The organism is Kitasatospora sp. NPDC058444 (genome assembly GCF_042721415.1).
Classification (GTDB): Bacteria; Actinomycetota; Actinomycetes; order Streptomycetales; family Streptomycetaceae; genus Kitasatospora.
The window spans coordinates 273,996-296,639 of sequence record NZ_JBHXLL010000003.1; the positions used below are offsets into that span (position 1 = coordinate 273,996).

Annotated in this window: 25 protein-coding genes; 12 read left to right on the forward strand and 13 right to left on the reverse strand. The window is 74.2% G+C overall.

What is annotated here, in order from left to right:
* Positions 1-116: 116 nt before the first annotated feature.
* The 3 genes from ACFWP2_RS05745 (at position 117) to ACFWP2_RS05755 (ending at position 3,257) form a co-directional block, all read left to right on the forward strand.
* Entirely contained in the window at positions 117-1,415 is a 1,299-nt protein-coding gene (locus ACFWP2_RS05745; RefSeq protein WP_380448644.1) for a magnesium transporter MgtE N-terminal domain-containing protein, read from the forward strand.
* A gap of 76 nt (positions 1,416-1,491) precedes the next feature.
* Positions 1,492-2,040 carry a DUF1003 domain-containing protein gene (locus ACFWP2_RS05750; RefSeq protein WP_380448945.1) on the forward strand — a complete coding sequence of 183 codons (549 nt, stop codon included), beginning with the start codon at positions 1,492-1,494 and terminating at the stop codon, positions 2,038-2,040.
* A gap of 56 nt (positions 2,041-2,096) precedes the next feature.
* Positions 2,097-3,257 carry an Mrp/NBP35 family ATP-binding protein gene (locus tag ACFWP2_RS05755; RefSeq protein WP_380448647.1) on the forward strand — a complete coding sequence of 387 codons (1,161 nt, stop codon included), beginning with the start codon at positions 2,097-2,099 and terminating at the stop codon, positions 3,255-3,257.
* 75 nt (positions 3,258-3,332) lie between these two features.
* Here the strand turns inward: ACFWP2_RS05755 and ACFWP2_RS05760 are convergent, their stop codons facing one another.
* The 4 genes from ACFWP2_RS05760 to sigE all read right to left on the reverse strand — a co-directional run bounded on the left by ACFWP2_RS05760 (position 3,333) and on the right by sigE (position 6,620).
* Positions 3,333-4,001, reverse strand: coding sequence for a hypothetical protein (locus ACFWP2_RS05760; RefSeq protein WP_380448650.1), 669 nt, complete (start codon positions 3,999-4,001; stop codon positions 3,333-3,335).
* 287 nt (positions 4,002-4,288) lie between these two features.
* Positions 4,289-4,723 carry a sec-independent translocase gene (locus ACFWP2_RS05765; protein ID WP_380448653.1) on the reverse strand — a complete coding sequence of 145 codons (435 nt, stop codon included), beginning with the start codon at positions 4,721-4,723 and terminating at the stop codon, positions 4,289-4,291.
* Between the two features lie 158 nt (positions 4,724-4,881).
* The gene (locus tag ACFWP2_RS05770; protein WP_380448655.1) at positions 4,882-5,766 is read right to left on the reverse strand and encodes a zf-HC2 domain-containing protein; all 885 of its coding nucleotides are present in this window, start codon (positions 5,764-5,766) and stop codon (positions 4,882-4,884) included.
* 122 nt (positions 5,767-5,888) lie between these two features.
* Entirely contained in the window at positions 5,889-6,620 is a 732-nt protein-coding gene (gene sigE / locus ACFWP2_RS05775; RefSeq protein ID WP_380448947.1) for an RNA polymerase sigma factor SigE, read from the reverse strand.
* Positions 6,621-6,908: 288 nt separating this feature from the next.
* Between sigE and ACFWP2_RS05780 the strand changes: the two genes are divergently transcribed.
* On the forward strand, positions 6,909-7,541 hold the full coding sequence (locus tag ACFWP2_RS05780; protein WP_380448949.1) for an O-methyltransferase: 633 nt from the start codon (positions 6,909-6,911) through the stop codon (positions 7,539-7,541).
* Positions 7,542-7,658: 117 nt separating this feature from the next.
* Here the strand turns inward: ACFWP2_RS05780 and ACFWP2_RS05785 are convergent, their stop codons facing one another.
* Positions 7,659-7,826, reverse strand: a complete 168-nt coding sequence (locus ACFWP2_RS05785; protein ID WP_014137929.1) for a DUF3117 domain-containing protein — start codon at positions 7,824-7,826, stop codon at positions 7,659-7,661.
* Positions 7,827-8,123: 297 nt separating this feature from the next.
* Between ACFWP2_RS05785 and ACFWP2_RS05790 the strand changes: the two genes are divergently transcribed.
* Positions 8,124-8,924 (forward strand): enoyl-CoA hydratase-related protein, encoded by an 801-nt coding sequence (locus ACFWP2_RS05790; RefSeq protein ID WP_380448658.1) that lies wholly within the window; start codon positions 8,124-8,126, stop codon positions 8,922-8,924.
* A gap of 73 nt (positions 8,925-8,997) precedes the next feature.
* Here ACFWP2_RS05790 and ACFWP2_RS05795 read toward each other — a convergent pair whose 3' ends face one another.
* Together ACFWP2_RS05795 and ACFWP2_RS05800 are read right to left on the reverse strand one after the other, a co-directional pair.
* Positions 8,998-9,591, reverse strand: coding sequence for a DNA-3-methyladenine glycosylase I (locus ACFWP2_RS05795; RefSeq protein ID WP_380448660.1), 594 nt, complete (start codon positions 9,589-9,591; stop codon positions 8,998-9,000).
* Positions 9,588-10,031 (reverse strand): DivIVA domain-containing protein, encoded by a 444-nt coding sequence (locus tag ACFWP2_RS05800; RefSeq protein WP_380448662.1) that lies wholly within the window; start codon positions 10,029-10,031, stop codon positions 9,588-9,590. The genes ACFWP2_RS05795 and ACFWP2_RS05800 overlap by 4 nt, the downstream gene beginning before the upstream one ends.
* A 181-nt stretch (positions 10,032-10,212) precedes the next feature.
* On the opposite strand from ACFWP2_RS05800, the gene folP reads away from it, so the two are divergent.
* Positions 10,213-11,025, forward strand: a complete 813-nt coding sequence (gene folP, locus ACFWP2_RS05805) for a dihydropteroate synthase (protein ID WP_360353529.1) — start codon at positions 10,213-10,215, stop codon at positions 11,023-11,025.
* A gap of 22 nt (positions 11,026-11,047) precedes the next feature.
* On the opposite strand, the gene ACFWP2_RS05810 is transcribed toward folP, so the two are convergent.
* Positions 11,048-11,857 carry a TIGR00730 family Rossman fold protein gene (locus tag ACFWP2_RS05810; RefSeq protein ID WP_380448664.1) on the reverse strand — a complete coding sequence of 270 codons (810 nt, stop codon included), beginning with the start codon at positions 11,855-11,857 and terminating at the stop codon, positions 11,048-11,050.
* A 111-nt stretch (positions 11,858-11,968) separates the two neighbouring features.
* Positions 11,969-13,045 carry a succinyl-diaminopimelate desuccinylase gene (gene dapE, locus ACFWP2_RS05815; protein ID WP_380448668.1) on the reverse strand — a complete coding sequence of 359 codons (1,077 nt, stop codon included), beginning with the start codon at positions 13,043-13,045 and terminating at the stop codon, positions 11,969-11,971.
* 180 nt (positions 13,046-13,225) lie between these two features.
* Here dapE and ACFWP2_RS05820 point away from each other — a divergent pair, with 180 nt between their 5' ends.
* Positions 13,226-14,290: a hypothetical protein gene (locus ACFWP2_RS05820; RefSeq protein ID WP_380448671.1), complete on the forward strand. Its 1,065-nt coding sequence runs from the start codon at positions 13,226-13,228 to the stop codon at positions 14,288-14,290.
* A 302-nt stretch (positions 14,291-14,592) separates the two neighbouring features.
* On the forward strand, positions 14,593-15,396 hold the full coding sequence (locus ACFWP2_RS05825) for a hypothetical protein (protein ID WP_380448673.1): 804 nt from the start codon (positions 14,593-14,595) through the stop codon (positions 15,394-15,396).
* An 81-nt stretch (positions 15,397-15,477) separates the two neighbouring features.
* On the opposite strand, the gene dapC is transcribed toward ACFWP2_RS05825, so the two are convergent.
* A complete protein-coding gene (dapC, locus tag ACFWP2_RS05830) occupies positions 15,478-16,626 on the reverse strand; it encodes a succinyldiaminopimelate transaminase (protein WP_380448675.1) in 1,149 nt (382 codons plus the stop codon).
* Between the two features lie 20 nt (positions 16,627-16,646).
* A complete protein-coding gene (fdxA, locus tag ACFWP2_RS05835; RefSeq protein ID WP_030061559.1) occupies positions 16,647-16,973 on the reverse strand; it encodes a ferredoxin in 327 nt (108 codons plus the stop codon).
* 291 nt (positions 16,974-17,264) lie between these two features.
* Between fdxA and ACFWP2_RS05840 the strand changes: the two genes are divergently transcribed.
* Together ACFWP2_RS05840 and ACFWP2_RS05845 are read left to right on the forward strand one after the other, a co-directional pair.
* Complete coding sequence (locus tag ACFWP2_RS05840) at positions 17,265-18,119, forward strand: GNAT family N-acetyltransferase (protein WP_380448678.1); 855 nt, start codon at positions 17,265-17,267, stop codon at positions 18,117-18,119.
* Between the two features lie 100 nt (positions 18,120-18,219).
* A complete protein-coding gene (locus ACFWP2_RS05845) occupies positions 18,220-19,128 on the forward strand; it encodes a transglutaminase family protein (protein ID WP_380448681.1) in 909 nt (302 codons plus the stop codon).
* A gap of 9 nt (positions 19,129-19,137) precedes the next feature.
* On the opposite strand, the gene ACFWP2_RS05850 is transcribed toward ACFWP2_RS05845, so the two are convergent.
* Entirely contained in the window at positions 19,138-19,767 is a 630-nt protein-coding gene (locus ACFWP2_RS05850; RefSeq protein WP_380448683.1) for a response regulator, read from the reverse strand.
* Positions 19,768-19,827: 60 nt separating this feature from the next.
* On the opposite strand from ACFWP2_RS05850, the gene ACFWP2_RS05855 reads away from it, so the two are divergent.
* Both ACFWP2_RS05855 and ACFWP2_RS05860 read left to right on the forward strand, forming a co-directional pair.
* A complete protein-coding gene (locus ACFWP2_RS05855) occupies positions 19,828-20,769 on the forward strand; it encodes a MerR family transcriptional regulator (protein WP_380448685.1) in 942 nt (313 codons plus the stop codon).
* Positions 20,766-21,257, forward strand: a complete 492-nt coding sequence (locus ACFWP2_RS05860; protein WP_380448688.1) for a GNAT family N-acetyltransferase — start codon at positions 20,766-20,768, stop codon at positions 21,255-21,257. Before ACFWP2_RS05855 ends, ACFWP2_RS05860 begins: the two co-directional genes overlap by 4 nt.
* A 136-nt stretch (positions 21,258-21,393) precedes the next feature.
* On the opposite strand, the gene ACFWP2_RS05865 is transcribed toward ACFWP2_RS05860, so the two are convergent.
* The gene (locus ACFWP2_RS05865) at positions 21,394-22,644 is read right to left on the reverse strand and encodes a sensor histidine kinase (protein WP_380448691.1); all 1,251 of its coding nucleotides are present in this window, start codon (positions 22,642-22,644) and stop codon (positions 21,394-21,396) included.

The following is a 22,644-nucleotide window of genomic DNA, read 5'->3' on the forward strand; positions in this document are numbered from 1 at the left end:
AGGACTCGTCCGACGGCTACCGTGCCTCCCGGCCGGGCCCCGGACACGCGGGTAGCCTTGGCCGCGAGTGCGCCCCCGGCGCACCCGGTACGGCGTCGAGCGAGTCGAGGGAGTCCATGGCAGGGCCAGGCACCCGGGTCTTCATCTCCCATCTGTCCGCCATCGCGGTCTTCGACCCGAACGGCGACCAGGTCGGGCGGGTCCGGGACGTGGTCGTGTCGCTGCGGCTCGGCGGCCGCCCGCCGCGCGTGCTCGGCCTGGTGGTCGAGGTGGTCGGCCGGCGCCGGATCTTCCTGCCGATGACCCGGGTGACCAGCCTGGAGTCCGGCCAGGTGCTCACCACCGGCGTGATCAACCTGCGCCGCTTCGAGCAGCGCCCCTCCGAGACCCTGGTGCTCGCCGAGCTGCTGGACCGCACCGTCACCTGGTCCAAGACCGGTGAGGAGGTCACCGTGCTGGACGTCGGCATGGTGCAGACCCGGCTGCGCGAGTGGGAGATCAGCAAGGTCTTCGTCCAGGTCGGCCGGGCCGGCCGGCTGCGCAAGGGCAAGGGCGAACGGCTCACCCTGGACTGGCAGGACGTCACCGGCTTCTCGCTGCCCGAGCAGGACCAGGGCGCGGCCAACCTGCTCGCCACCTTCGAGCAGCTGCGCCCCGCCGACCTCGCCAGCGTGCTGCACCACCTGTCCGCCAAGCGCCGGGCCGAGGTCGCCGCCGCCCTCGACGACGAGCGGCTGGCCGACGTCCTGGAGGAGCTGCCCGAGGACGACCAGGTCGAGATCATCGGCAAGCTCCAGGAGGAGCGCGCCGCGGACGTCCTGGAGGCGATGGACCCGGACGACGCCGCCGACCTGCTCTCCGAGCTGCCCGGTGACGAGGCCGAGCGGCTGCTCCAGCTGATGGAGCCGGACGAGGCCGCGCCGGTGCGCCGCCTGCTGACCTACGAGGAGGACACCGCCGGCGGTCTGATGACCACCGAGCCGGTCGTGCTGGAGCCGGACGCGACGGTCGCCGAGGCGCTGGCCAGGATCCGGGTCAGCGACCACAAGCCCGCGCTGGCCGCGCAGGTCTTCGTCTGCCGCCCGCCGAACGAGACCCCGACCGGCCGCTACCTGGGCACGGTGCACTTCCAGCGGCTGCTGCGCGAACCCCCGTACGTCCTGGTCGGCTCGCTGGTGGACGACGACCTGGACCCGCTGCCGCCGGACACCCCGCTGTCGCTGATCACCAGCTACCTGGCGACCTACAACCTGGTCGCCGCACCGGTCGTCGACGAGGCGGACCACCTGCTCGGCGCGGTGACCGTCGACGACGTGCTCGACCACCTGCTCCCGGACGACTGGCGCGACGCCGCACTGCACGCCCACGACGAGGACCGCGACGACGAGAACGAAGGGGTGACCGGTGGACGGTGACCGCGGCGGACGGCCGGACGACTCCGCGCGCCGACGCCTCCAGGGCGAGCTGCGCCAGCTGCGTCAGCTGCGCGAGCTGCGCACCCGCGAGGGCGGCCGGGACCGGCGCTCGGACACCGTCCCGATCACCGGCACCGGCCGCGTCCGGCTCGACCAGCCGCGCACCGCGCGGCCCGGCCTGCTCTCGCTGCCCTCCTACGACCCGGAGGCCTTCGGCGTCCTGTCCGAACGGATCGCCCGCTTCCTCGGCACCGGGCGGTTCATCGTCTGGATGACGGTGGTGGTGGTCGTCTGGATAGCGTGGAACACCCTGCTGCCGGCGAGCGCGCGCTTCGACGAGTACCCGTTCATCTTCCTGACCCTGGCGCTGTCCCTGCAGGCCTCGTACGCGGCCCCGCTGATCCTGCTGGCGCAGAACCGCCAGGACAACCGGGACCGGGTCAACATGGAGCAGGACCGCTCCCGCAGCGACCGCAACATCGCCGACACCGAGTACCTGACCCGCGAGGTCGCCGCCCTGCGGCACGGGCTCGGCGAGGTCGCCACCCGCGACTTCGTCCGGTCCGAACTCCAGTCCCTGCTCAAGGAGATCGACGAGCGCCGGGAGGCCGGCGGGTCGCTGTGACCCGTGGCACGTTACCGGCGGGTCAAGGGCATCCGTCGGCGCCGTACCATCAAGGCATGGCCAACGAGACAGAGGTCGCGGCCGGCGTCACGGAGGAGTCCGTACGCCAGGCGCTGGCGACCGTCAACGACCCGGAGATCAACCGCCCGATCACCGAGATCGGCATGGTGAAATCGGTCGGGATCGCCGAGGGCGGCGCGGTGAGCGTCGCGGTCTACCTGACGGTCTCCGGCTGTCCGATGCGCGACACCATCGTCACCCGGGTGCGCGAGGCGGTCGGGAAGGTCCCCGGTGTGACCGGCGTCGAGGTCGAGCTCGACGTGATGAGCGACGAGCAGCGCAAGGAGCTGTCCCAGCTGCTGCGCGGTGGCGCCCCCGAGCGGGAGATCCCGTTCGCCAAGCCGGGCACGCTGACCCGCGTCTACGCGGTCGCCTCCGGCAAGGGCGGCGTCGGCAAGTCCTCGGTGACCGTCAACCTGGCGGCCGCGATGGCCGCCGACGGCCTGAAGGTCGCGGTGGTGGACGCCGACATCTACGGCCACAGCGTGCCGCGCATGCTGGGCGTCGAGGGCCGGCCGACCCAGGTCCAGGACATGATCATGCCGCCGCAGGCGAACGGCGTGAAGGTCATCTCGATCGGCATGTTCACCCCGGGCAACGCCCCGGTGGTCTGGCGCGGCCCGATGCTGCACCGCGCGCTCCAGCAGTTCCTCGCCGACGTGTACTGGGGCGACCTGGACGTGCTGCTGCTGGACCTGCCGCCCGGCACCGGCGACATCGCGATCTCGGTGGCCCAGCTGGTCCCCAACGCGGAGATCCTGATCGTCACCACCCCGCAGATGGCCGCCGCCGAGGTGGCCGAGCGGGCCGGCACCATCGCGGTGCAGACCCACCAGAAGATCGTCGGCGTGATCGAGAACATGTCCGGCATGCCGTGCCCGCACTGCGACGAGATGATCGACGTCTTCGGCACCGGCGGCGGCCAGACCGTCGCGGACGCGCTCACCCGCACCGTCGGCGCGACCGTCCCGGTGCTCGGCTCGATCCCGATCGACGTGCGCCTGCGCGAGGGCGGCGACGACGGCCGCCCGGTCGTGCTCGCCGCGCCCGACTCCCCGGCCGGCGCCGCCCTGCGCGCCGTGGCCGGCAAGCTCGGCGGCCGCCAGCGCGGCCTGTCCGGCATGTCGCTGGGTCTGACGCCGAAGAACAAGTTCTGACACCGTGACGGACGAAGGGCCGGGTGGCCGGACCACCCGCCCCTTCGTCGTGCCGTCGCGGTACCGCCGCGGGCCCTACGGCCGGGTGTAGGCGGTCAGGTCCGGGACGCTGGAGAAGCCGACGCCGTACGCGCTGACGCCGCGGCCATAGGCGCCGAGCAGGACGCCGGGGGCCTCGCCGGCCAGCACCCAGCCGTACTCGGACTCGCGGTAGCGGAAGGGCTGCGGCAGGCCGTTGACCGGCAGGCTGAGGGTGGACCAGCCCTGGCCCGCCAGATCGTCGGCGAGGTCCCAGGCGAGGCTGCTCTGCTGGTCCAGCCAGTCCTGGCGCAGCGCCCGGTCCAGCTGCCCGGGCCAGGTCGCGGCGAGCAGGCCGGAGCCGGCCAGCCAGGCGGCGGAGGAGGCGGAGGTCGCCTCCAGGGTGCCGGTGTTGTCGGCGCTGCGCCGGCTGTCCCGGCGGGCCATGGTGACCACGACGGCGAACTTCCGCACGTCGCGCGGCTCGTACTGCTTGGCCGGCTCGTCCCCGTGGCCGAGCGAGCCGTAGTCGACGCTGCCCGCGGTGCGGGGGCCGGCGCCGGCCTGCAGCAGGAAGCGACGGCCGGTCCAGCCCTCGTCCAGCCCGTACCAGGGGAAGTCGGCGGACAGGTAGGGCACCAGCGGGTCCGCCGGGCCGGCCTGTCCGCCGACCACCGGGCCGCCGGCCGTGACCGTCGCCCCTCCCGCCTGACTCGTCGCGTCCATCCCCGGGCCTCCTCAAACACACGTTTGCCTGCCGTGGCGCGCTCCCATGGTGGCGTACCGCGGCGCTCGCCGGGGCCGTTCCGGGTCCGCGACGGGGCGCGTTGTGACGGACGGCTCACGGGAACAATCAGCACAATAGCGGCGCACACGCCGCCGCCCCGCTCAGCCGGTGGCCGGGCGGGGCGGTGGCGCGCAGCCGGGGGTGCCGTACGCGGTGCGCGGCGGCGGGCGTACGCGGCGTCATCGGGGGGCGTACGCGGCGTTGCCGGCGGGCGTACGCGGTGTGCTCAGGTGGCGTCGGGGTCGAACGGGGGGCGCTCGCCGGGCGCCAGCGGGGCGCCGGTGGAGGCGGCGGCCGGCGCGGACTTCTCGAAGCTGACGCCGCCGCTGCGGCCGTTGACCGGCGCCGAGGGCTTGTCGTCCAGGACGGAGCGGATGTCCAGCGTGTCCTTCATCTCCTTGAGGCCCAGCGGGTCGTCCTGGCCGCCCATGAGCTGCTTGCGCACGAAGTTCTTGGGGTTCAGGTCCTCGAACTCGAAGTCCTGGAACTCGGGGCCCAGCTCGGTGCGGATGTCCTCCTTCGCGTTGTCGGCGAAGGAACGGATCTTCCGGATGAAGCCCATGGTGTCCTGGATCAGCTTCGGCAGCTTGTCCGGACCGAAGATGATGATCGCCATCACGACCAGGGTCAGGACTTCCAGCCCACTCACGTCGCTGAACACCTTTGCTCCCTAGCTCGTCGGACGACGGTTCCTACAGGGTAATGGCCACCGGCGAGTCCCTGGTCCACGCTGGGATGAAGCCGTGGTAAAGACCTGCCGGTGGCCGAGGCCGTCCGGACCGGAGCACCGGTGTCCGTCGAGGGCGTCGCCGGCGGGGCCTAGCGGGTCTGCTGGCGCAGTGCGGCGGCGCCCCCGGGGTAGCGGTCCGGGGAGCCCGGCGGGGTCGCGTCGCGGGTCGCGGCGACCGGGCGGGCCGGGAAGTCCACCGGGACCTGCGCGTTCATCGGGACGAGTCCGCCGCCCCGGCCGGTGCCGGCGCCGGGCGGGCTGACGGTGGTGCCGTGGCGCTCCTCGCCCTGGGTGCTGAGCCCGCCGACGCCGCCGAGCGTCACCGCGGCGACGGAGAAGGCGCCCGCGGCGGCGAACACCAGCCGGCGGCCCCGCGCGGCGGGGCGCACGATGCCCGCGGAGGACTGCGGACGGGCCGGGGCGGCGGCGGGCTCGGGCCGGGCGGAGCGCCGGCCCATCAGCGGCCGCAGCCCCGCGCCGCGCCCGAAGGCGCGCGGGTCCACCCCGGGCAGCGGGGAGTCGGCGCCGAGCGCGCCCGCGCCGAAGGAGGCCCCGGCGCCGCGGCCGAAGGAGCCGCCGTCGAGCCGGCTGCCGCCGAGCGTGCCGGTGGCCGCGACCCCGCCACCGGGCAGGTCGTCGTCGTCATCGCGGCGCCCGCGCCCGGCCGGCCAGTCGCGGTCCGCCGGGGCGTCCTCGGGGAGGTTGCCGACCGCCATCAGGCGGGCCATCAGCGCGGACGAGGGGCCGGGCGTGCCGGTGCGGGTCAGCATGTGCTTGACGGCGCGGCCCTCGTCGGCCTCGGCGAGGCACTGCGGGCAGGTCGCCAGGTGGGCCTGGACGCGGTCGCGCGCGTCGTGGCCGAGTTCGCCGTCCAGGAAGGCGGAGAGGCGCTCGCCGAGGTGGTGCTCCTCGGCGGCGGGTGCGGCGGGGCGGACGGGAAGCGCGTGCAGCGCCGTGTCCGCGGGCAGTGCCACCGCGGGCAGCACGGGCTCACCGGGTTCGTCGCCTCCGCGACGGCCCGGCAGGGCCCAGCCCCGTCGGCTCAGGGACCGGTCGGACGCATCCGAACGGTCCGAGCCGGACCGGCTGGTTCCGCTCACGATCGCCTCCGTCCGCGCCCACCGGGCGCGACCGCGGCCTCGACCGCGCCGACGCCGACCGCCACCGGCTCCTCCGAGCCGCCGCGGCGCTCACGGCCGGGGGCCGAGCCGGGGGCGCGGTGCTTGAGCGCGGCGCGCAGGTGCGAGCGGCCGCGGTGGATGCGGCTGCGGACGGTGCCGAGCTTGACGCCCAGCGTGGCGGCGATCTCCTCGTAGGACAGGCCCTCGATGTCGCAGAGCACCACGGCGGCGCGGAACTCCGGCGCGAGGGTGTCCAGGGCGTGCTGCACGTCGGCGTCGAAGTGGGTGTCGCTGAAGTGCTGGGCCGGGCTGGGCTCGCGGGAGGCGAGCCGCTCGGCCGCGTCCTCGCCGAGCGCGTCGAAGCGGATGCGCTGGCGGCGGCGGACCATGTCCAGGAAGAGGTTGGTGGTGATCCGGTGCAGCCAGCCCTCGAACGTGCCGGGGGTGTAGGTCGACAGCGAACGGAACACCCGGACGAAGACCTCCTGGGTGAGGTCCTCGGCGTCGTGCTGGTTGCCCGTCAGACGGTAGGCCAGCCGGTAGACGCGGGCGCTGTGCGCCTCGACGATCTCCTCCCACGTGGGCGGAGTCCAGGTCTGCGCGTCGGGACCCTCGGTGAAGGTCGCGAGGGCGGGGGCCTCGGTGGCACCGGCGGCCGGCGTGGCGGCCACGGGCTGGTCCAGGTCGGAGTGCGCAGGCTGGTTCATCACGGGCTTCGGCGTACGGGTCGACGCGGTGCCGCGGGAGTGCCGCCGCACAGGGACGTCGCCCTCGGCCACACCTCCTCGGTCGGCTCTTCTGCCCAGCAGGGCCACCACCATATCCACCTCACCCGTCAAGCCCGGATAAAAGTGCCCGGGAGGTCTTCCGCACCCGGTCTGTCCCGACAACGGCCCGCCGCCGTACGCGGTTCCCGGTCGGCCAGTAATCTGTGCCAGGAAATATCGACATCCTCCGGCACCGGGCCGCCGCCCGGGGCTCCGAAAGAGGCAGCCATCAGCGAGTTCGGGCCCGCACGTGCGGCCCTCGCCGACACCTACGTGGGCGAGGACGCGGTGCTGACCTACGCCCGGGCACAGTCCGCGCGGACCGGGATACGGGCGATCGGGCCGAGCGGCGGGGCCTGCCTGCGGCTGCTGGCGGCCGCGCTGGACGCCAAGGCGGTGGCCGAGATCGGCACCGGCACCGGGGTGTCCGGGGTCTACCTGCTGCGCGGGATGCGGCCGGACGGCGTGCTCACCACGGTCGACTCGGAGCCGGTGCGCCAGCAGCTGGCCCGCGAGGCGTACCAGGCGGCCGGGTTCGCGGCCAACCGCTCCCGGTTCATACCGGGCCGGGCGCTGGAGGTGCTGCCCCGGCTCGCCGACGGCCAGTACGACCTGGTGTTCTGCGACGGCGATCCGGCCGAGTCCTGCGAGTACCTGCTGGAGGCGCTCCGGCTGCTGCGGCCGGGCGGGATGGTCTGCTTCGAGGGGGTCTTCCAGGAGGGCAGGCTGGCCGAGCCGGACCTCCAGGACCCGCAGACCGGGGCCGTCCGGGACCTGGTCCGGGACGTGCGGGAGAGCGATGCCCTGCTGCCGGCGCTGCTGCCGGTGTCGGACGGGCTGCTCTGCGCCATCAAGCGCTGAGCCCGGCGCCCGTCAGGCCGGGGCCCGGGGCCCGGAAAACGTGCGGACCCGGGCCGACATGACGTCGTACCCGGGCCCGGCAGCACATCTCCAGGAGATGGCGAGCACCTGCTGCGGTCAGCCGCAGGCCTTCTTCAGGGCCTCGCCGAGGGCGTCGGCCTCGTCAGGCGTGAGCTCCACCACAAGGCGTCCGCCGCCTTCGAGCGGAACGCGCATGATGATGCCCCGCCCCTCTTTGGTGACTTCGAGCGGGCCGTCACCCGTCCGCGGCTTCATGGCCGCCATGCTCGTTCCCCTTCCTGCAACCGCTCAGCTACGCACCGGCAGTCCGTCCACCGCCGGTATCGAACGCATTGATCGGAAGCCATTATCCCGCATGCCACGGGCTGATGACCAACATCACTCTCGGTGCAACCACGGCCGGACCGCCCCCAACCGCCGCAAACCGCGTCATAAGCCCCGGCGTGGCGGCGGCACGGACGCCACCGGAAGGTGCGATACCTCACACTCCCCAGGCCCCCGCGTGCTCCGGCATCCTGACACACACGACTGACACCGCCACGACCCCGGGAGCCCTCACCCATGTCCGATTCCGTGCTGTACGAGCTGGACGGCGGCCTGGCCGTCATCACCGTCAACCGTCCGGAGGCGATGAACGCGCTCGACGTCGCCACCAAGATCGCGCTGCGCGACGCCGTGACCGCCGCGGCCGCGGACCCGGCCGTGCGGGCCGTCCTGCTGACCGGGGCGGGCGAGCGGGCCTTCTGCGTCGGCCAGGACCTGAACGAGCACCTGGCCATGCTGAAGCGGGCGGAGGAGACCGGCGAGGGCGCGCTGCGGACCGTCGCCGAGCACTACAACCCGCTGGTGCGGGCGCTGGCCGGGATGCGCAAGCCGACCGTCGCCGCGGTCGGCGGGGTGGCGGCCGGCGCCGGCGCCTCGCTCGCCTTCGCCTGCGACTTCCGCTTCCTGTCCGAGCGGGCCGGCTTCAACACCGCCTTCGCCGGGATCGGGCTGACCGCCGACTCGGGCGCCTCCTGGACGCTGCCCCGGCTGGTCGGGCACGCCAGGGCCACCGAGCTGCTGATGCTCCCCCGGACGGTCAAGGCCGCCGAGGCGATGGAGCTGGGCCTGGCCACCAAGGTGGTGCCGGCCGGGGAACTCGCCGCCACCGCCCGGGCCTTCGCCCGCGAGCTGGCCGAGGGCCCGACCGTCGCCTACGGCGCCATCAAGGAGTCGCTGGCGTACGGCGCCTCCCACTCGCTGGACGAACTCCTCGACAAGGAGGACGAGTTGCAGACGCTGGCGGGTGAGAGCGAGGACCACCGGATCGCGGTGCGCGCCTTCATCGCCAAGGAGAAGCCGAAGTACCTGGGCCGCTAGGCGTGGCCAGGGCGGGCCGGACCCGCCCGCGGGCGGTCGGGGGCGGGCCGTCGGATGCCTTCGGCGCCGGCGGTCAGCCCTTGGCGCCGGTGCGGACGTGGCAGTCCGCCAGGTGGTCGTCGACCAGTCCGCAGGCCTGCATCAGGGCGTAGGCGGTGGTCGGGCCGACGAAGCGGAAGCCCGCCTTCTTCAGCTCCTTCGCCAGCGCCGTCGACTCCGGCGTGACGGCCGGCACCTCGCTCATCGTGCGGGGGGCCGGCCGGTCCGGATCGGCGGCGAACCGCCAGATCAGCGCGTCCAGGCCGCCCTCCAGACCGCGGGCGACCCGCGCGTTGGCGATCGCCGCCTCGATCTTGGCCCGGTTGCGGATGATGCCGGCGTCGGCGAGCAGCCGCTCCTTGTCCGCCTCGCCGAACTCGGCGACCCTGGCGATCTCGAAGCCCGCGAACGCGGCCCGGAAGCCCTCGCGGCGGCGCAGGATGGTCAGCCAGGACAGGCCGGACTGGAAGGCCTCCAGGCAGACCCGCTCGAACAGCGCGTCGTCGCCGTGCACCGGGCGGCCCCACTCGGTGTCGTGGTAGACCCGGTAGTCGTCGGTGGAGTCGCCCCAGCCGCAGCGGCGCAGCCCGTCCGCGCCGAGCACCGCGCCCTCGACCGGCTCCGTCACGCGTCCGTCCCCGGCTTCGCGTCCTCGGGGGCCCGGTCCCCGGCCGCCGGCTGCTTGGCGAGCACCACGGCCGGCTCGACCACCTGGGCGAACTCCTCCAGGCCGGGCAGCGGTTCGGCCGCCGGGTCGGGGGCGGTGGTCGCCTCGACCGTGCCGCGCAGGTGGGTGGCGGCCTCCAGCTCGGCGATCCGCGCGTCGCGGTAGGCGAGTTCGGCGCCGAGGCGGTCCAGGACGTCGTCGACCTCGTCCATCCGGTAGCCGCGCAGGGCCATCGGCAGGCGCAGCTCGTCCACGTCCGCCTTGCCCAGCGGGCGGTCCTGCGGCAGTCGCGCGGAGATCCGGTCCGGTACCGCCTCCGGCATCGATCCGCCCCCGCCGAGCGCCACCAGGGCGGCACCACCGACCACCACGGCCATGGCGACCACGATCACCCAGAACACGAGCTGTCCTCCCGAACTCCCGGCCGGTCCGCTAAGTGGTGGCAGGTAACCACACTGATCATGACAGCATGGTCCCTTAGTGAGGCCGGGGGCCATCATCGCACCCGCAGGAGCTGTGGAGGAGACATCGGTGGCACTGCGCCTGGGACCGCGGGAATTCGGTGACGACGAGCTGGTGATCATGGCGATCGTCAACCGGACGCCGGACTCGTTCTTCGACAAGGGCGCGACCTTCGCCGACGAGGCCGCCTTCGCCGCCGCCGACCGGGCGATGGCCGAGGGCGCGGCGATCCTGGACATCGGCGGGGTGAAGGCCGGGCCGGGCGACGAGGTCACGGTCGAGGAGGAGCTGCGGCGCACCGTGCCCTTCGTGGCCGAGCTGCGCAAGCGCCACCCCGAGGCGGTGATCAGCGTGGACACCTGGCGGCACGAGGTCGGCGAGGCGGTCTGCGAGGTGGGCGCGGACCTGCTGAACGACGCCTGGGGCGGGGTGGACCCGAAGCTCGCCGAGGTGGCCGCCCGGTACGACGCGGGGCTGGTCTGCACCCACGCCGGCGGCGCCGAGCCCCGTACCCGGCCGCACCGGATCGGGTACGAGGACGTGATGGCGGACATCCTGCGGGTGACCGTGGGACTGGCCGAGCGCGCGGTGGAGCTGGGCGTGCGGCGGGACGCGGTGATCATCGACCCGGGGCACGACTTCGGCAAGAACACCCGGCACTCGCTGGAGGCCACCCGGCGGCTGCCGGAGATGACCGCGACCGGCTTCCCGGTGCTGGTCTCGCTCTCCAACAAGGACTTCGTCGGCGAGACCCTGGACAAGCCGGTGAACGAGCGGCTGCTCGGCACCCTGGCCACCACCGCGGTCTCGGCCTGGCTGGGCGCGCGGGTCTACCGGGTGCACCAGGTCGAGGAGACCCGCCAGGTGCTGGACATGGTCGCCTCGATCCGGGGCACCCGCGCCCCGGCGGTCGCCCGCCGGGGGCTGGCGTGACCCCGCCGCCGTCCGGCCGGGATCAGATCTCGCCGGCGGGCCGGCGGGCGTCGGCGAGGATCTTCATGACCTCGTCGATCTCGTCGGTGATGTGGAACAGCTCCAGGTCGTGCGGGGCCGCCTTGCCCTGCTCGACCAGGGTGTTCTTCAGCCACTCGTAGAGGCCGCCCCAGTAGGCGCTGCCGTAGAGGATCACCGGGAAGCGGGTGACCTTCTTCGTCTGCACCAGGGTGAGCGCCTCGAACAGCTCGTCCAGCGTGCCGAGGCCGCCGGGGAGGACCACGAAACCCTGCGCGTACTTCACGAACATCGTCTTGCGGACGAAGAAGTAGCGGAAGTTCAGTCCGAGGTCGACGAACTCGTTGAGGCCCTGCTCGAAGGGCAGCTCGATGCCGAGCCCGACGCTGAGGCCGCCGGCCTCCGAGGCGCCGCGGTTGGCGGCCTCCATCGCGCCCGGGCCGCCGCCGGTGATCACCGCGTAGCCGGCCTCGGCGAGGGCCCGGCCGATGTCCACGCCCGCCTGGTACTCGGGCGAGTCGACCGGGGTCCGCGCGGAGCCGAAGACGCTGATCGCGGGCGGGAGTTCGGCGAGCGCGCCGAAGCCCTCGACGAACTCGGAGGTGATCCGCAGCACCCGCCACGGGTCGGTGTGCAGCCAGTCGGTGGGACCGGTGGTGTCCAGCAGGCGCTGGTCCGTGGTGCTCGTGCCGACCTGGTCCCGGCGCACCAGCACCGGGCCCTTCTGCTTCTCGGGCCAGGCCTTCTTCTTCCGCGGCACCCCGACCTGCTCGGGGCCGTGACCGTAGTGCTTCTCGTCTCCTGTGCCTGTCATGACGAAACCCTACGCCCGCCCTCCCCCGTTTTCAGGCAACGGGGGAAGGTCGGTTGAGCATCCGGAAGATGGCGTTCGGCCGCCGGACGTACGGGCGGCGCCGCGCACGGCTCAGCTGGTCAGCCAGGCGCGCAGCCGTTCCTCGACCTCGGCGATGACGCTCAGCGAGCAGTGCTCCTCGCGCTTGTGCGCCAGGTTCGGGTCCCCGGGGCCGTAGTTGACGGCCGGGACGCCGAGGGCGCTGAACCGGGCGACGTCGGTCCAGCCGAACTTGGCCCGGGCCTGGCCGCCGGTGGCCGCCAGGAAGGCCTGGGCGGCCGGCTGGGAGAGTCCGGGCAGGGCGCCCGCGGCGAAGTCGGTGACGGTCAGCTCGAAGCCGTCGAAGACCTCGCGCACGTGCTTCTCCGCGTCGGCCTCGCTGCGGTCCGGCGCGTAGCGGAAGTTGACCGTGACGACGCACTCGTCCGGGATCACGTTGCCGGCCACGCCGCCGTCGATCCGGACGGCGTTCAGGCCCTCGCGGTACTCCAGGCCGTCGATCTCCACCTTGCGCGCCTCGTAGTTCGCGAGCCGGGTGAGCACCTCCGCGGCGTGGTGGATGGCGTTGTCGCCGAGCCAGCTGCGGGCCGCGTGGGCGCGCACGCCGGTGAGCCGCACCTGCGCCCGCAGGGTGCCCTGGCAGCCGCCCTCGACCACGCCGCCGCTGGGCTCCATCAGCACCGCGAAGTCGCCGGCCAGCCACTGCGGGTGGTCCTTGGCGAGGTGGCCGAGGCCGTTGCGGTGGGCCTCCACCTCCTCGCAGTCGTAGAAGACGAAGGTGAGGTCGCGGTTGGGCTCGGTGAGCGTGGCGGCCAGGCGCAGCTGGACGGCCACGCCGGACTTCATGTCCGAGGTGCCGCAGCCGTAGAGCAGGTCGCCCTCGACGTACGAGGGGACGTTGTCGGCGATCGGCACGGTGTCCAGGTGGCCGGCCAGGACGACGCGCTCGGCCCGGCCCAGGTTCGTCCGGGCGACCACGTTGTTGCCTTGGCGGTCCACGGTGAGGTGCGGGTAGCCGCGCAGCGCGGCCTCCACGGCGTCGGCGAGCGCCTGCTCGTCGCCGCTCACCGAGGGGAAGTCGACGAGGCGGGCGGTCAGCGTGCCGCCGTCGAGAGTGAGGTCCAGGGGCGTCGGGTTCGGGCTGCTCATGGACGCCAGCGTAGTGCGCGGCCCGGTCGGCGGCCCGGTCCGCCCGGGCGGTGGTCCGGGCGGTGGTCCGGGCGGTGGTCCGGGACACGGATCCGGCTCGGTTCGGCAACCGGGGGGCGCCGCACATCCGTCCGAGTGGGTACGGTGTCGGATCAAGGAGCAGGCGCGAGAGGGGCGACGGTGGCCAGGAGAAGGAGCAGCGAGGAGCTGGGCGACGAAGAGGAGCCCACTCGCCGCCGCGGGCCGCTGCGCGCCCTGCTGATGGTGATCGTCGGGCTGCTCGGGCTGGCCCTGGTCGCCGGTCTGGCCGTGGTCGGGATCTGGTGGTTCGGCTTCAAGCCGGGCGTCTCCGAGGAGTGCTCGGTGAAGACCGCGGCCGGCAGCGGCACGCTGGAGCTGCCGCAGGCCGCCAACGCCGCGACGATCGCCGCGGTGGCGCGCTCGCGCGGGCTGCCGGACCGGGCCACCACGATCTCGCTGGCGACCGCCATGCAGGAGTCCAAGCTGCGCAACCTGGCGGGCGGCGACCGGGATTCGATCGGCCTCTTCCAGCAGCGGCCGTCGATGGGCTGGGGCACCCCGGCGCAGATCTCGGACCCGGTGTACGCGACCAACAAGTTCCTGGACGGTCTGGTCAAGGTCCCCGGCTACACCCGGATGCCGCTGACCGACGCCGCGCAGACGGTGCAGAAGAGCGGCTACCCGCAGGCCTACGCCAAGCACGAGACCAAGGCGACGCTGCTCACCTCGGCGCTGGCGGGCCGGGAGCCCGCCTCGTTCTCCTGCGTGGTGCACGACTACGCCAAGCCGGACCCGGCGGACTCCCCCTCCGCCTCCGCCGGTGCGACCCCGGGCGCCACCGCCGCTCCGGCCGCGGACCGGGCCCAGGTGCTGTCCGACCGGGTGCGCCGGGAGTTCGGCCGCACGGTGTCCCCGGCGACCGGCTACACCTCGACCATCAAGGGCGCCGAGAACGCGGTCTCGCTGACCCCGGACCCGGCCACCGCCGCGCTGACCTCCTCCTCGGACCCGGGGGCGGACGGCGGGGTGGGCGCCGAGCGGGCGAGCGGCTGGGAGGTCGCCCACTGGGCGGTCGCCCAGGCCCAGCAGCTGGGCATCGCGACGGTCGCCTACGACGGGAAGATCTGGCGCAAGTCCAAGTCCGAGGACGGCTGGCAGACCCAGACCTCGGGCACCTCGACCAAGCTCGTCCAGGTCACTCTGGCCCCGGCCGACAAGGGCTGACGCACAGACGTTCGGGTTGCCGCCGGACGGGTGAATCGGGTCAACCCCGGTGGACCGGCCCCCCGTTCCGGCGACCCGGGCTGGAGAACCGTCACTCCCCTTGGCCGGGGCCGGTTCGACGGCGTCCTACCGGGCCCGGCGGACACCCTCTTGCGGTCCTACGATCCGATGGTCGGTCAGGAAGCTTCCTTGCACCGGCCGAAACCTTCTGGCTTCTCAAGCGGTAACAACGTCGTCCGCCCGGTCGGCCACGCCCGGTCCCTGGGCGGACGGGACGGACCCAGACCCCTTCGAGGAGCCCCATGTCTCACCCCCTCACGCGCCGGATCGCCCAGGCCGCGCTCGTCGTGGCCGCAGGAGCGACCCCGCTGCTCGCCGCCGGCTCCGCGTCCGCCCTGGGCGGGGACGCCCTGCTGCCCAAGAGCGACCTCGCGGCACCGCTGGGCCAGCTGACCAACACCGACACCGGTTCCACCCTCCAGCACACCACCCACCAGCTCGGCCAGGCCGCCGGCTCCACCGGCGCGGCCACCGTCGCCGCGGGCGTACCGGCCTCCGCCGACGCCGCCGGGAACATCGTCGCCCAGCAGCTGCCCGAGGCCAACGAGAAGGCGGGCTCGCTGACCGCCCCGGTCGACCAGACCGCGGCGACGGCCGGCCAGCTCTCCTCGGTCACCCCGAAGGTCGCCTCGTCCCTGGCCGGCAAGCTCGGCGAGGCCGTCACCGGCAAGAGCGCGGAGACCCGCAGCGCCACCGCCGGCACCGGCCCGCTCGACGGACTCACCCAGACCGGCTCCGTCACCCAGGCCCTGCCGGGCGCCGAGACGGTCACCGGCGCCGTCCCCGGCGGCACCGCCGTCGCCGACGCGCTGCCCGTGGGCGCGGTGCAGCGCGCGCTGCCGCTCGGCTCGGTCGAGCGCGCCCTGCCGGCCGACCTGCCCGCCACCGACGTCCTCGGCCTGGCCGAGCACGGCTCGGCCAACCGCCTCGGCGGTGCCGACCTCGGCTCGAACAGCCCGCTGTCCGGCCTGACCGGCGCGCTCGGCCCGCTCGGCGGCCTGCTGGGCGGCCTCAACGGCGGCAACCTCAACGGCCTGCCGCTGTAACCGCCGTCCGCGCGGAGGAACCCGAAGGGGGCCGGTGTCCGTGACACCGGCCCCCTTCGCCGTACCGTCCTGCGGGTGCGGTCAGCGCGCCGCGCCCAGCCGCTCCACGGCCGCGGCGACCCGCTCGTCGGTCGCCGTGAACGCGACCCGCACGAAGCGGTCGCCGGCCGGCCCGTAGAAGTCGCCGGGCGCCACCAGGATGCCCAGCCCCGCCAGTTCGGCCACCGTCTCCCAGCACGGGCGGTCCTGGGTCGCCCACAGGTAGAGGCTCGCCTCGGAGTGCTCGATCCGGAAGCCGTACGCCTCCAGCGCCGCCCGCAGCGCCGAGCGCCGGGCCGCGTACCGCTCGCGCTGCTCGGCCACGTGCGCGTCGTCCGCGAGCGCGGCGACCGTGGCCGCCTGGACCGGCGCCGGCACGATCATGCCGCCGTGCTTGCGCACCTCCAGCAGCTCCTTGACCACCACCGGGTCGCCCGCCACGAAGGAGGCGCGGTAGCCGGCCAGGTTGGAGCGCTTGGAGAGCGAGTGGACGGCCAGCAGGCCCTCGTGGCCGTCGCCGCAGACGTCCGGGTGCAGGACGGAGACCGGGTCGGCCTCCCAGCCCAGCTCCAGGTAGCACTCGTCGCTGACCAGCAGGGCCCGGTGCTCCCGGGCCCACTCGACGGCGCGGCGCAGCTCGTCCGCGCCCAGCACCCGGCCGGTCGGGTTGGACGGCGAGTTCACCCAGAGCAGGCGCACCCGGGAACCGTCCAGCTCGTCCACCGAGTCGTACTCGACCGGCTCGGCGCCGCACAGCCGGGCGCCGACCTCGTAGGTCGGGTAGGCCAGGCGCGGGTAGGCGACCTGGTCGCCGGGGCCGAGGCCGAGCTGGGTCGGCAGCCAGGCCACCAGCTCCTTGGAGCCGACGGTCGGCAGCACGGCCTGCGCGCCGATCCGCGCGCCGAGCCGGCGGTGCAGCCAGCCGGCGATCGCCTCGCGCAGCTCCAGCGGGCCCCAGACGGTCGGGTAGCCGGGCGTGTCGGTGTGCGCGGCCAGCGCCTTCTGGATCACCTCGGGGACCGGGTCCACCGGGGTGCCGACGGAGAAGTCGCAGAGCCCGCCCGGGTGGGCGAGCGCGGTCGCCTTGTAAGGCTCCAGCTTGTCCCAGGGGAAGACGGGAAGCTTGTCCGAAACGCGACGCGCCGCCCCCGGGTGACCCGGGAACGGCGCGCGCGTGCTGTTGGTGCTCACAGCTGTTCTTCCACCGATCGTCAGTGGTCGGCGTTCTGCGGCGGCAGAGCGGCGATGAACGGGTGGTCACGCTCGATCAGGCCCAGCTTCGAGGCGCCACCGGGCGAACCAAGGTCGTCGAAGAACTCGACGTTCGCCTTGTAGTAGTCCTTCCACTCCTCCGGAGTGTCGTCCTCGTAGAAGATCGCCTCGACCGGGCAGACCGGCTCGCACGCGCCACAGTCGACACACTCATCCGGGTGGATGTAGAGCGATCGCTCGCCCTCGTAGATGCAGTCAACCGGGCACTCTTCGATGCACGCCTTGTCCTTCACGTCGACACAAGGCTGCGCGATGACGTAGGTCACGCTGTCGTTCCTCCTCGGAAGGGCCTGGTGGCCCGTTCTGTTCTGCTGCCGTGCGCGGTGTGAGCGCGGCGTCGTCGATGCCCGCCCCTAGTATCGCGGGTCGGAGACCGCAAATGCACAGGAGGTGGCCAGATGGCGACGGTCAACCCGGTCGGCGACCGTCCGGAGGTCCGGATAGACCGCTCTGACGTGGGACGACGTGTGTCCGTCCGGCGCCTTGCGGAGTTCGTGGACGAGCGGCCGGTGTTCCGGGATTCGATCGGCGTGCTCACATCGTGGGACGATCATGGATTGACGGTCGTCCCGCGATCCGGCGATCCGGTGGTCCTGCCGGAGAAGTTGCTGGTCGCGGGCAAGGTCGTGCCGCTGTTTCCGGCCCGGCGCGCCCCGTTGCCGGTCACCGCGCCGGTCGAGCTCCAGCGGATCGCGGGGCGCGGCTGGCCGGCCGTCGAACAGGAGCCGCTCGGCGGGTGGACGCTGCGTGCCTCGGCCGGGTTCACCCGGCGGGCCAACTCCGTCCAGGCGCTCGGGGACCCGGGGCTGCCGCTGCCCGAGGCGCTGGCGGCCGTCCGGACCTGGTACGCGGCGCGCGGGCTGCCCGCGTTCGTCGAGGTGATCTCCCCCGGCTCCCCGGCGGCGCTGGTCGCCGAACTCGACCGGCTCGGGGCCGGGTACGCGCCCACCCTGGTCCGCACCGCCCCGCTGGCCGGACTCGCCCGGGCCGGCACCGGAACGGAGAGGGTGCGGCTCGCGCGGAGCGCGGACGACGGGTGGCTGTCGGTGTACCGGCGGGTGGGCGACGACCCGGCGGTGGAGGAGGCGGCCCGGCGGGTGCTGCACGGCGGGCCCTCCGTCTGGTTCGCCACCGTGCCGGGCGCCCCCGGGCAGCCGCCGGCGGCGATCGGACGCTGCGTCATCGAGGGGGACTGGGCCTGCTTCGGCGCGATCGAGGTCCAGCCGTACGCGCGGCGGGCCGGGCTGGCGACGGCGGTCATGGCGGTGCTCGCCTCGCGCGCGGCCGAGGAGGGGGCGAGCGGCGGGTACCTCCAGGTCGAGGCGGAGAACGCGGGGGCGATCGCGCTCTATGACGGACTCGGCTTCACGACCAGTCACACTTACCACTACGCGCTTCTTCCCCAGGGGTAGCCGCCAGGGCGTACCGTCCGTGCATTCGCCCGTCCGTCCGCCCTCCCGTCCGCCCGCCCTCCGTCCGCCCGTTCGTCCGCCGCCTTGTCCGTCCGCCGCCTTGTCCGTCCGCCGTACGAAAGCCGTCGCCGTCACCGTGACCGAGCAGAGCAGAGACCGCTTCCGGACCGCCGCCCGCGCCGAGCACCCCGACCCGGTGCTGCTGTGCCTGCTCGCCGCCGCCGAGCACGGCATGGTGCCCGACCCCGGCGACCCCGGTGAACCGCCCGGCGTGGACGCGCTGCTCGCCGCCTGCGAGGCCGCGCTGGAACGGCACGCGGCGGCCGTCCGGCAGGCCGTCGCCGAGCGGGCGCCCACCGGGCCGGAGGAGACCGCCGCCCTGCTCGCCGCGGTGCTCGGCGGGCGGGAGCGCTTCCACGGGCGGCAGTCGGACTACCGGCGCCTGGAGTCCTCGCTGCTGCCCGAGGTGCTGCGGCGGCGGCGCGGACTGCCGATCATGCTCTCCCTGGTGTGGACGGCGGTCGGGCGGCGGGCCGGGCTGACCGTCCACGGCGTCGCGCTGCCCGGCCACTTCATCGTCGCGGTGGGCGGCCCGGCCGGTGGCGACGAGTACGTTCTGGCAGACCCCTTCCACGGCGGGCGGCTGCTCGACCCGGAGGACGTCGAACGGCTGGTCGCCGCCGCCGGGCAGGAGTTCACCCCCGCCATGCTCACCCCGGCCCAGCCGCTGGACATCGTGCTGCGGGTGCTCGGCAACATCCGGGTCTGGGCCGCCGACCGACCCGAGCACGCCCGCACCCAGCTGTGGGCCACCGAGCTCGCCCTGCTGCTGCCCCGGCACCCGGCCCAGCTGCGCCTGGAACGGGCCGAACTCCTCGTCCGCACCGGGGACTTCCTCGGCGGCTCGGCGGAGATGGACGCCTACGCGCGGATCCTGGACACCTTCGACCCGGACACCGCCGCCAAGGTCCGCCAGGAGGCCCGGGCCGCCCGGCACCGGCTCAACTGACCCGGCCGGCTACAGCCAGCCCTTCTCGCGGGCGATCCGGACCGCCTCGGTGCGGTTGCGGGCCCCGGTCTTCTGGATCGCCATCGACAGGTAGTTGCGCACCGTCCCCTCGGACAGGTGCAGCCGCCGGGCGATGTCCGCGTTCACCGCGCCGTCGGCGGCCGCGCCCAGCACGTCCCGCTCGCGCGGGGTCAGCGGGTCGGCGCCCTCGGCCAGCGCGGCGGCGGCCAGCGCCGGGTCGATCACCCGCTCGCCGCGCAACACCCGGCGGATCGCCTCCGCCAGCTCGGCGGCCGGCGCGTCCTTCACCAGGAAGGCGTCCGCGCCCGACTCCATCGCCCGGCGCAGGTAACCGGGCCGGCCGAAGGTCGTCGCGATCACCACCTTCGTCCCGGGCGCCCGGCCGCGCAGCTCGGCGGCCGCCTCGATGCCCGTCATCCCCGGCATCTCGATGTCCAGCACGGCGACCTGCACGTCGTTCGCGAGCACCGCCGCCACCACCTCGTCCCCGCGGCCGACCTGCGCGACGACGTCGATGTCCCCCTCCAGCCCGAGCAGCGCGGCCAGCGCCTCCCGGACCATCCCCTGGTCCTCGGCGAGCAGCACGCGGATCGAGGCCCCGCTGTCAGTGTCGTTCATGGCACGACCTTAGAGGGCGGGGTTGAGTCTCCCCCCGGGGGAGACGCCACAGTGGACCGCATGGACGGCAGCGACCCCCTCTACTCGATCGGCGACCTCGCCCGGCGCACCGGACTCACCGTCAAGGCCATCCGGTTCTACGCCGACACCGGCCTGGTGCCGCCCACCGACCGCACCGCCGCCGGCTACCGGCGCTACGACGTCCACGCGCTCGCCCGGCTGGACCTCGTCCGCACCCTGCGCGAGCTCGGGCTCGACCTGCCCGCGATCCGCCGGGTGCTGGAGCGGGAGGCCCCGTTGCGGGAGGTCGCCGCCGCGCACGCCGAGGCGCTGGAGGTGCAGATCCGCACGCTCCGGCTGCGACGGGCGGTGCTGCTCGCCGTCGCCCAACGCGGTTCCACACCCGAGGAGATGAGACTGATGCACAAGCTCGCCAAGCTCTCCGACGCCGAACGCCGGCGCCTGGTCCACGACTTCATCGACGAGGCCTTCGGCGGCCTGGACGCCGACCCGGAGTTCGTCGCCATGATGCGCTCGGCCATGCCCGAACTGCCCGACGAGCCGCGGGCGGAGCAGGTCGAGGCCTGGGTCGAACTGGGCGAACTCGTCCAGGACCCGGACTTCCGCGCGGCGGTGCGGAGGATGGCCGAACAGCAGGCCGCCGAACGGGCCGAAGGCGACCGCGGCGGGCTTCAGCACGCACTCACCGAGGCCGTGCGATCGCTGGTCGGCGGCGCCGTCTCGGCGGGCACCGACCCCGCCTCCGCCGAGGCGGAGCCGGTCCTCGACAGCCTCACCGCCGCCTACGCCGAGGCCTACGGCCGCCCCGACGACGAGGCCCTGCGCCGCTGGCTCCTCGCCCGCCTGGAGACCGCCGCCGACCCGCGCGCCGAGCGCTACTGGCACCTGCTGGCGGTCGTCAACGGCTGGCCCGTACCGCAGAGCCTGCGGGAGGTATTCCAGTGGTTCACCGAGGCCCTGCGGGCCAGACTGTCGGGATGATCACCCTGGAGCCGCTGCGCCCCGACCACGCCGAGGCCGTGCTGGCCTTCGAACGCGCCAACCGCGCCTACTTCGCCCGCACCGTCCCGGACCGCGGCGACGCCTACTTCGCCGCCTTCGCGGACCGCCACGCCGCCCTCCTCGCCGAACAGGCCGAGGGCACCTGCCGGTTCCACGTGGTGCTCGACGCGGCCGGCCTGCTGGTCGGCCGCGTCAACCTGGTCGACCTCGCCGGCGGCGGCGCCGAACTCGGCTACCGGGTGGCCGAGTCCGCCGCCGGCCGGGGCGTCGCCAGGGCCGCCGTGGCCGAGGCCTGCCGCCTCGCCGCCACCGTCTACGGCCTGACCGCCCTCACCGCCGTCACCACCGTCGACAACCCCGCCTCCCAGGCCGTCCTGCTGCGCAACGGCTTCGGGCTCGACCACGAGTTCCTCCTCGACGACCGCCCCGCCCTCGCCTACCGCCGCGACCTGGCCGACCTCCGCTGACAGCACGCCCCGGGAGCAGGCAATGCGCCGCTCCTCGCGCACGGGACGTCGGCCGAACCGACGTCCCGCTTCGGCCGCCCGGGTTCCCCGCGGAGGAAGCGGGCGGCGCCCGCTTCGTGCCGGAACCGCCGCCTGCCTAGCGGGAGTTCGAAGCTCCGGCGGACACCGTCCGCAGGGGCACCGAGGCCCGCAGCCGAAAGCCCCTCCCCCGCTCCCCCGGCCCGGTCTCCAGCCGCCCGCCGACCAGGGCCAGCCGCTCCTCCAGCCCGGACAGGCCGTTGCCCGGCTGGGACTTGCCCGGCCCGCGCCCGTCGTCGGTGATCTCCAGGACGGCGTAGCGCTCGCCGCTCGCCTCCCAGCTCTCGTCCGCCGTCACGGTGCAGACGGTGGCCCCCTCGCCGTGCCGGACCACGTTGGTGACGGCCTCGCGCAGCGCCCAGGCCAGCGCGCCGGTCTCCTCGCCGGCCAGCGACGGCCAGGCGTCCACCAGTTCCGGCGCGGCCTCCAGCCGGACCTGCGCGGCGGCCAGCGCGGTACGGGCGGCGGCCAGTTCGACCGGCAGGGTCGGGCGGCGGAAGCCGGTCACCGCCTCCCGGACGTCGATCAGCGACTGCCGGGCGACCTGCTCGATGTCGGCGACCTGCGCCCGCGCCGCCTCGTCCTTGCCGGCGTCCATGAACCGTCCGGCCAGCTCGCTCTTCAGGGTGATCAGGGACAGCGAGTGCCCGAGCAGGTCGTGCAGGTCGCGGGCCAGCCGCAGCCGCTCCTCGGAGGCGGCCAGGTGGGCGACCGCGGCCCGGGCCTCGCGCAGCTCCTTCATGGTGGCGACCAGCCGCTGCAGACCGGTCATCGCGACGCCGGAGAGGAAGGCGCTGAGCGCGAAGGTGGAGACGTTGTCGACCCCGGCCCCGACGCCCACCCCGACGGCGGCGGTGAGCAGGGCCATGGCGACCAGGGCGCGCAGCGCGTACCGGGCCGGCACGATGATCGCGACGCAGACCGAGGCGTAGATGAACAGGGTCAGGAACGCGGCGCCGAGGACGGCCGAGGCGGCGACGGCGAGCCCGATCATCGTCGTGACGATCACCAGGCAGGCCCGCGGCCGCATCCCGGCCTGCGAGCGGAAGACCACCAGCAGCACGTAGGCGGCCATGAACCCGGCCAGGCAGCACCAGCCGAGCACCGTCCCGGCCGTGGTGTGGCCGCCGTTCAGCAGGTCGCCCGCCGGGTAGGCCAGGTAGAGCATCCACAGCATCATCCAGGCGACCTTGACCAGCAGCTGGCGCCTGCTCTCCACCGGGGAGCCGGGCACGTTCATGAAGGACGTGCGCGCCACGCCCACCTCCGGCTGTTCGTCGGTGCGGTGGGCCTGGCGCGCGTCGCTCAT

Excerpts from the sequence above, each read along its gene's own strand:
- ACFWP2_RS05825 (WP_380448673.1), top strand. The coding sequence starts at position 14,593 with ATGTCTCACCCCCTCACGCGCCGGATCGCCCAGGCCGCGCTCGTCGTG.
- ACFWP2_RS05855 (WP_380448685.1), top strand. The coding sequence starts at position 19,828 with ATGGACGGCAGCGACCCCCTCTACTCGATCGGCGACCTCGCCCGGCGC.
- ACFWP2_RS05790 (WP_380448658.1), top strand. The coding sequence starts at position 8,124 with ATGTCCGATTCCGTGCTGTACGAGCTGGACGGCGGCCTGGCCGTCATC.
- ACFWP2_RS05760 (WP_380448650.1), bottom strand. The coding sequence starts at position 4,001 with ATGGACGCGACGAGTCAGGCGGGAGGGGCGACGGTCACGGCCGGCGGC.
- ACFWP2_RS05865 (WP_380448691.1), bottom strand. The coding sequence starts at position 22,644 with ATGAGCGACGCGCGCCAGGCCCACCGCACCGACGAACAGCCGGAGGTG.
- dapE (WP_380448668.1), bottom strand. The coding sequence starts at position 13,045 with ATGAGCAGCCCGAACCCGACGCCCCTGGACCTCACTCTCGACGGCGGC.
- sigE (WP_380448947.1), bottom strand. The coding sequence starts at position 6,620 with ATGAACCAGCCTGCGCACTCCGACCTGGACCAGCCCGTGGCCGCCACG.
- ACFWP2_RS05850 (WP_380448683.1), bottom strand. The coding sequence starts at position 19,767 with ATGAACGACACTGACAGCGGGGCCTCGATCCGCGTGCTGCTCGCCGAG.
- ACFWP2_RS05860 (WP_380448688.1), top strand. The coding sequence starts at position 20,766 with ATGATCACCCTGGAGCCGCTGCGCCCCGACCACGCCGAGGCCGTGCTG.
- ACFWP2_RS05810 (WP_380448664.1), bottom strand. The coding sequence starts at position 11,857 with ATGACAGGCACAGGAGACGAGAAGCACTACGGTCACGGCCCCGAGCAG.
- ACFWP2_RS05755 (WP_380448647.1), top strand. The coding sequence starts at position 2,097 with ATGGCCAACGAGACAGAGGTCGCGGCCGGCGTCACGGAGGAGTCCGTA.
- folP (WP_360353529.1), top strand. The coding sequence starts at position 10,213 with ATGGCGATCGTCAACCGGACGCCGGACTCGTTCTTCGACAAGGGCGCG.
- ACFWP2_RS05745 (WP_380448644.1), top strand. The coding sequence starts at position 117 with ATGGCAGGGCCAGGCACCCGGGTCTTCATCTCCCATCTGTCCGCCATC.
- ACFWP2_RS05785 (WP_014137929.1), bottom strand. The coding sequence starts at position 7,826 with ATGGCGGCCATGAAGCCGCGGACGGGTGACGGCCCGCTCGAAGTCACC.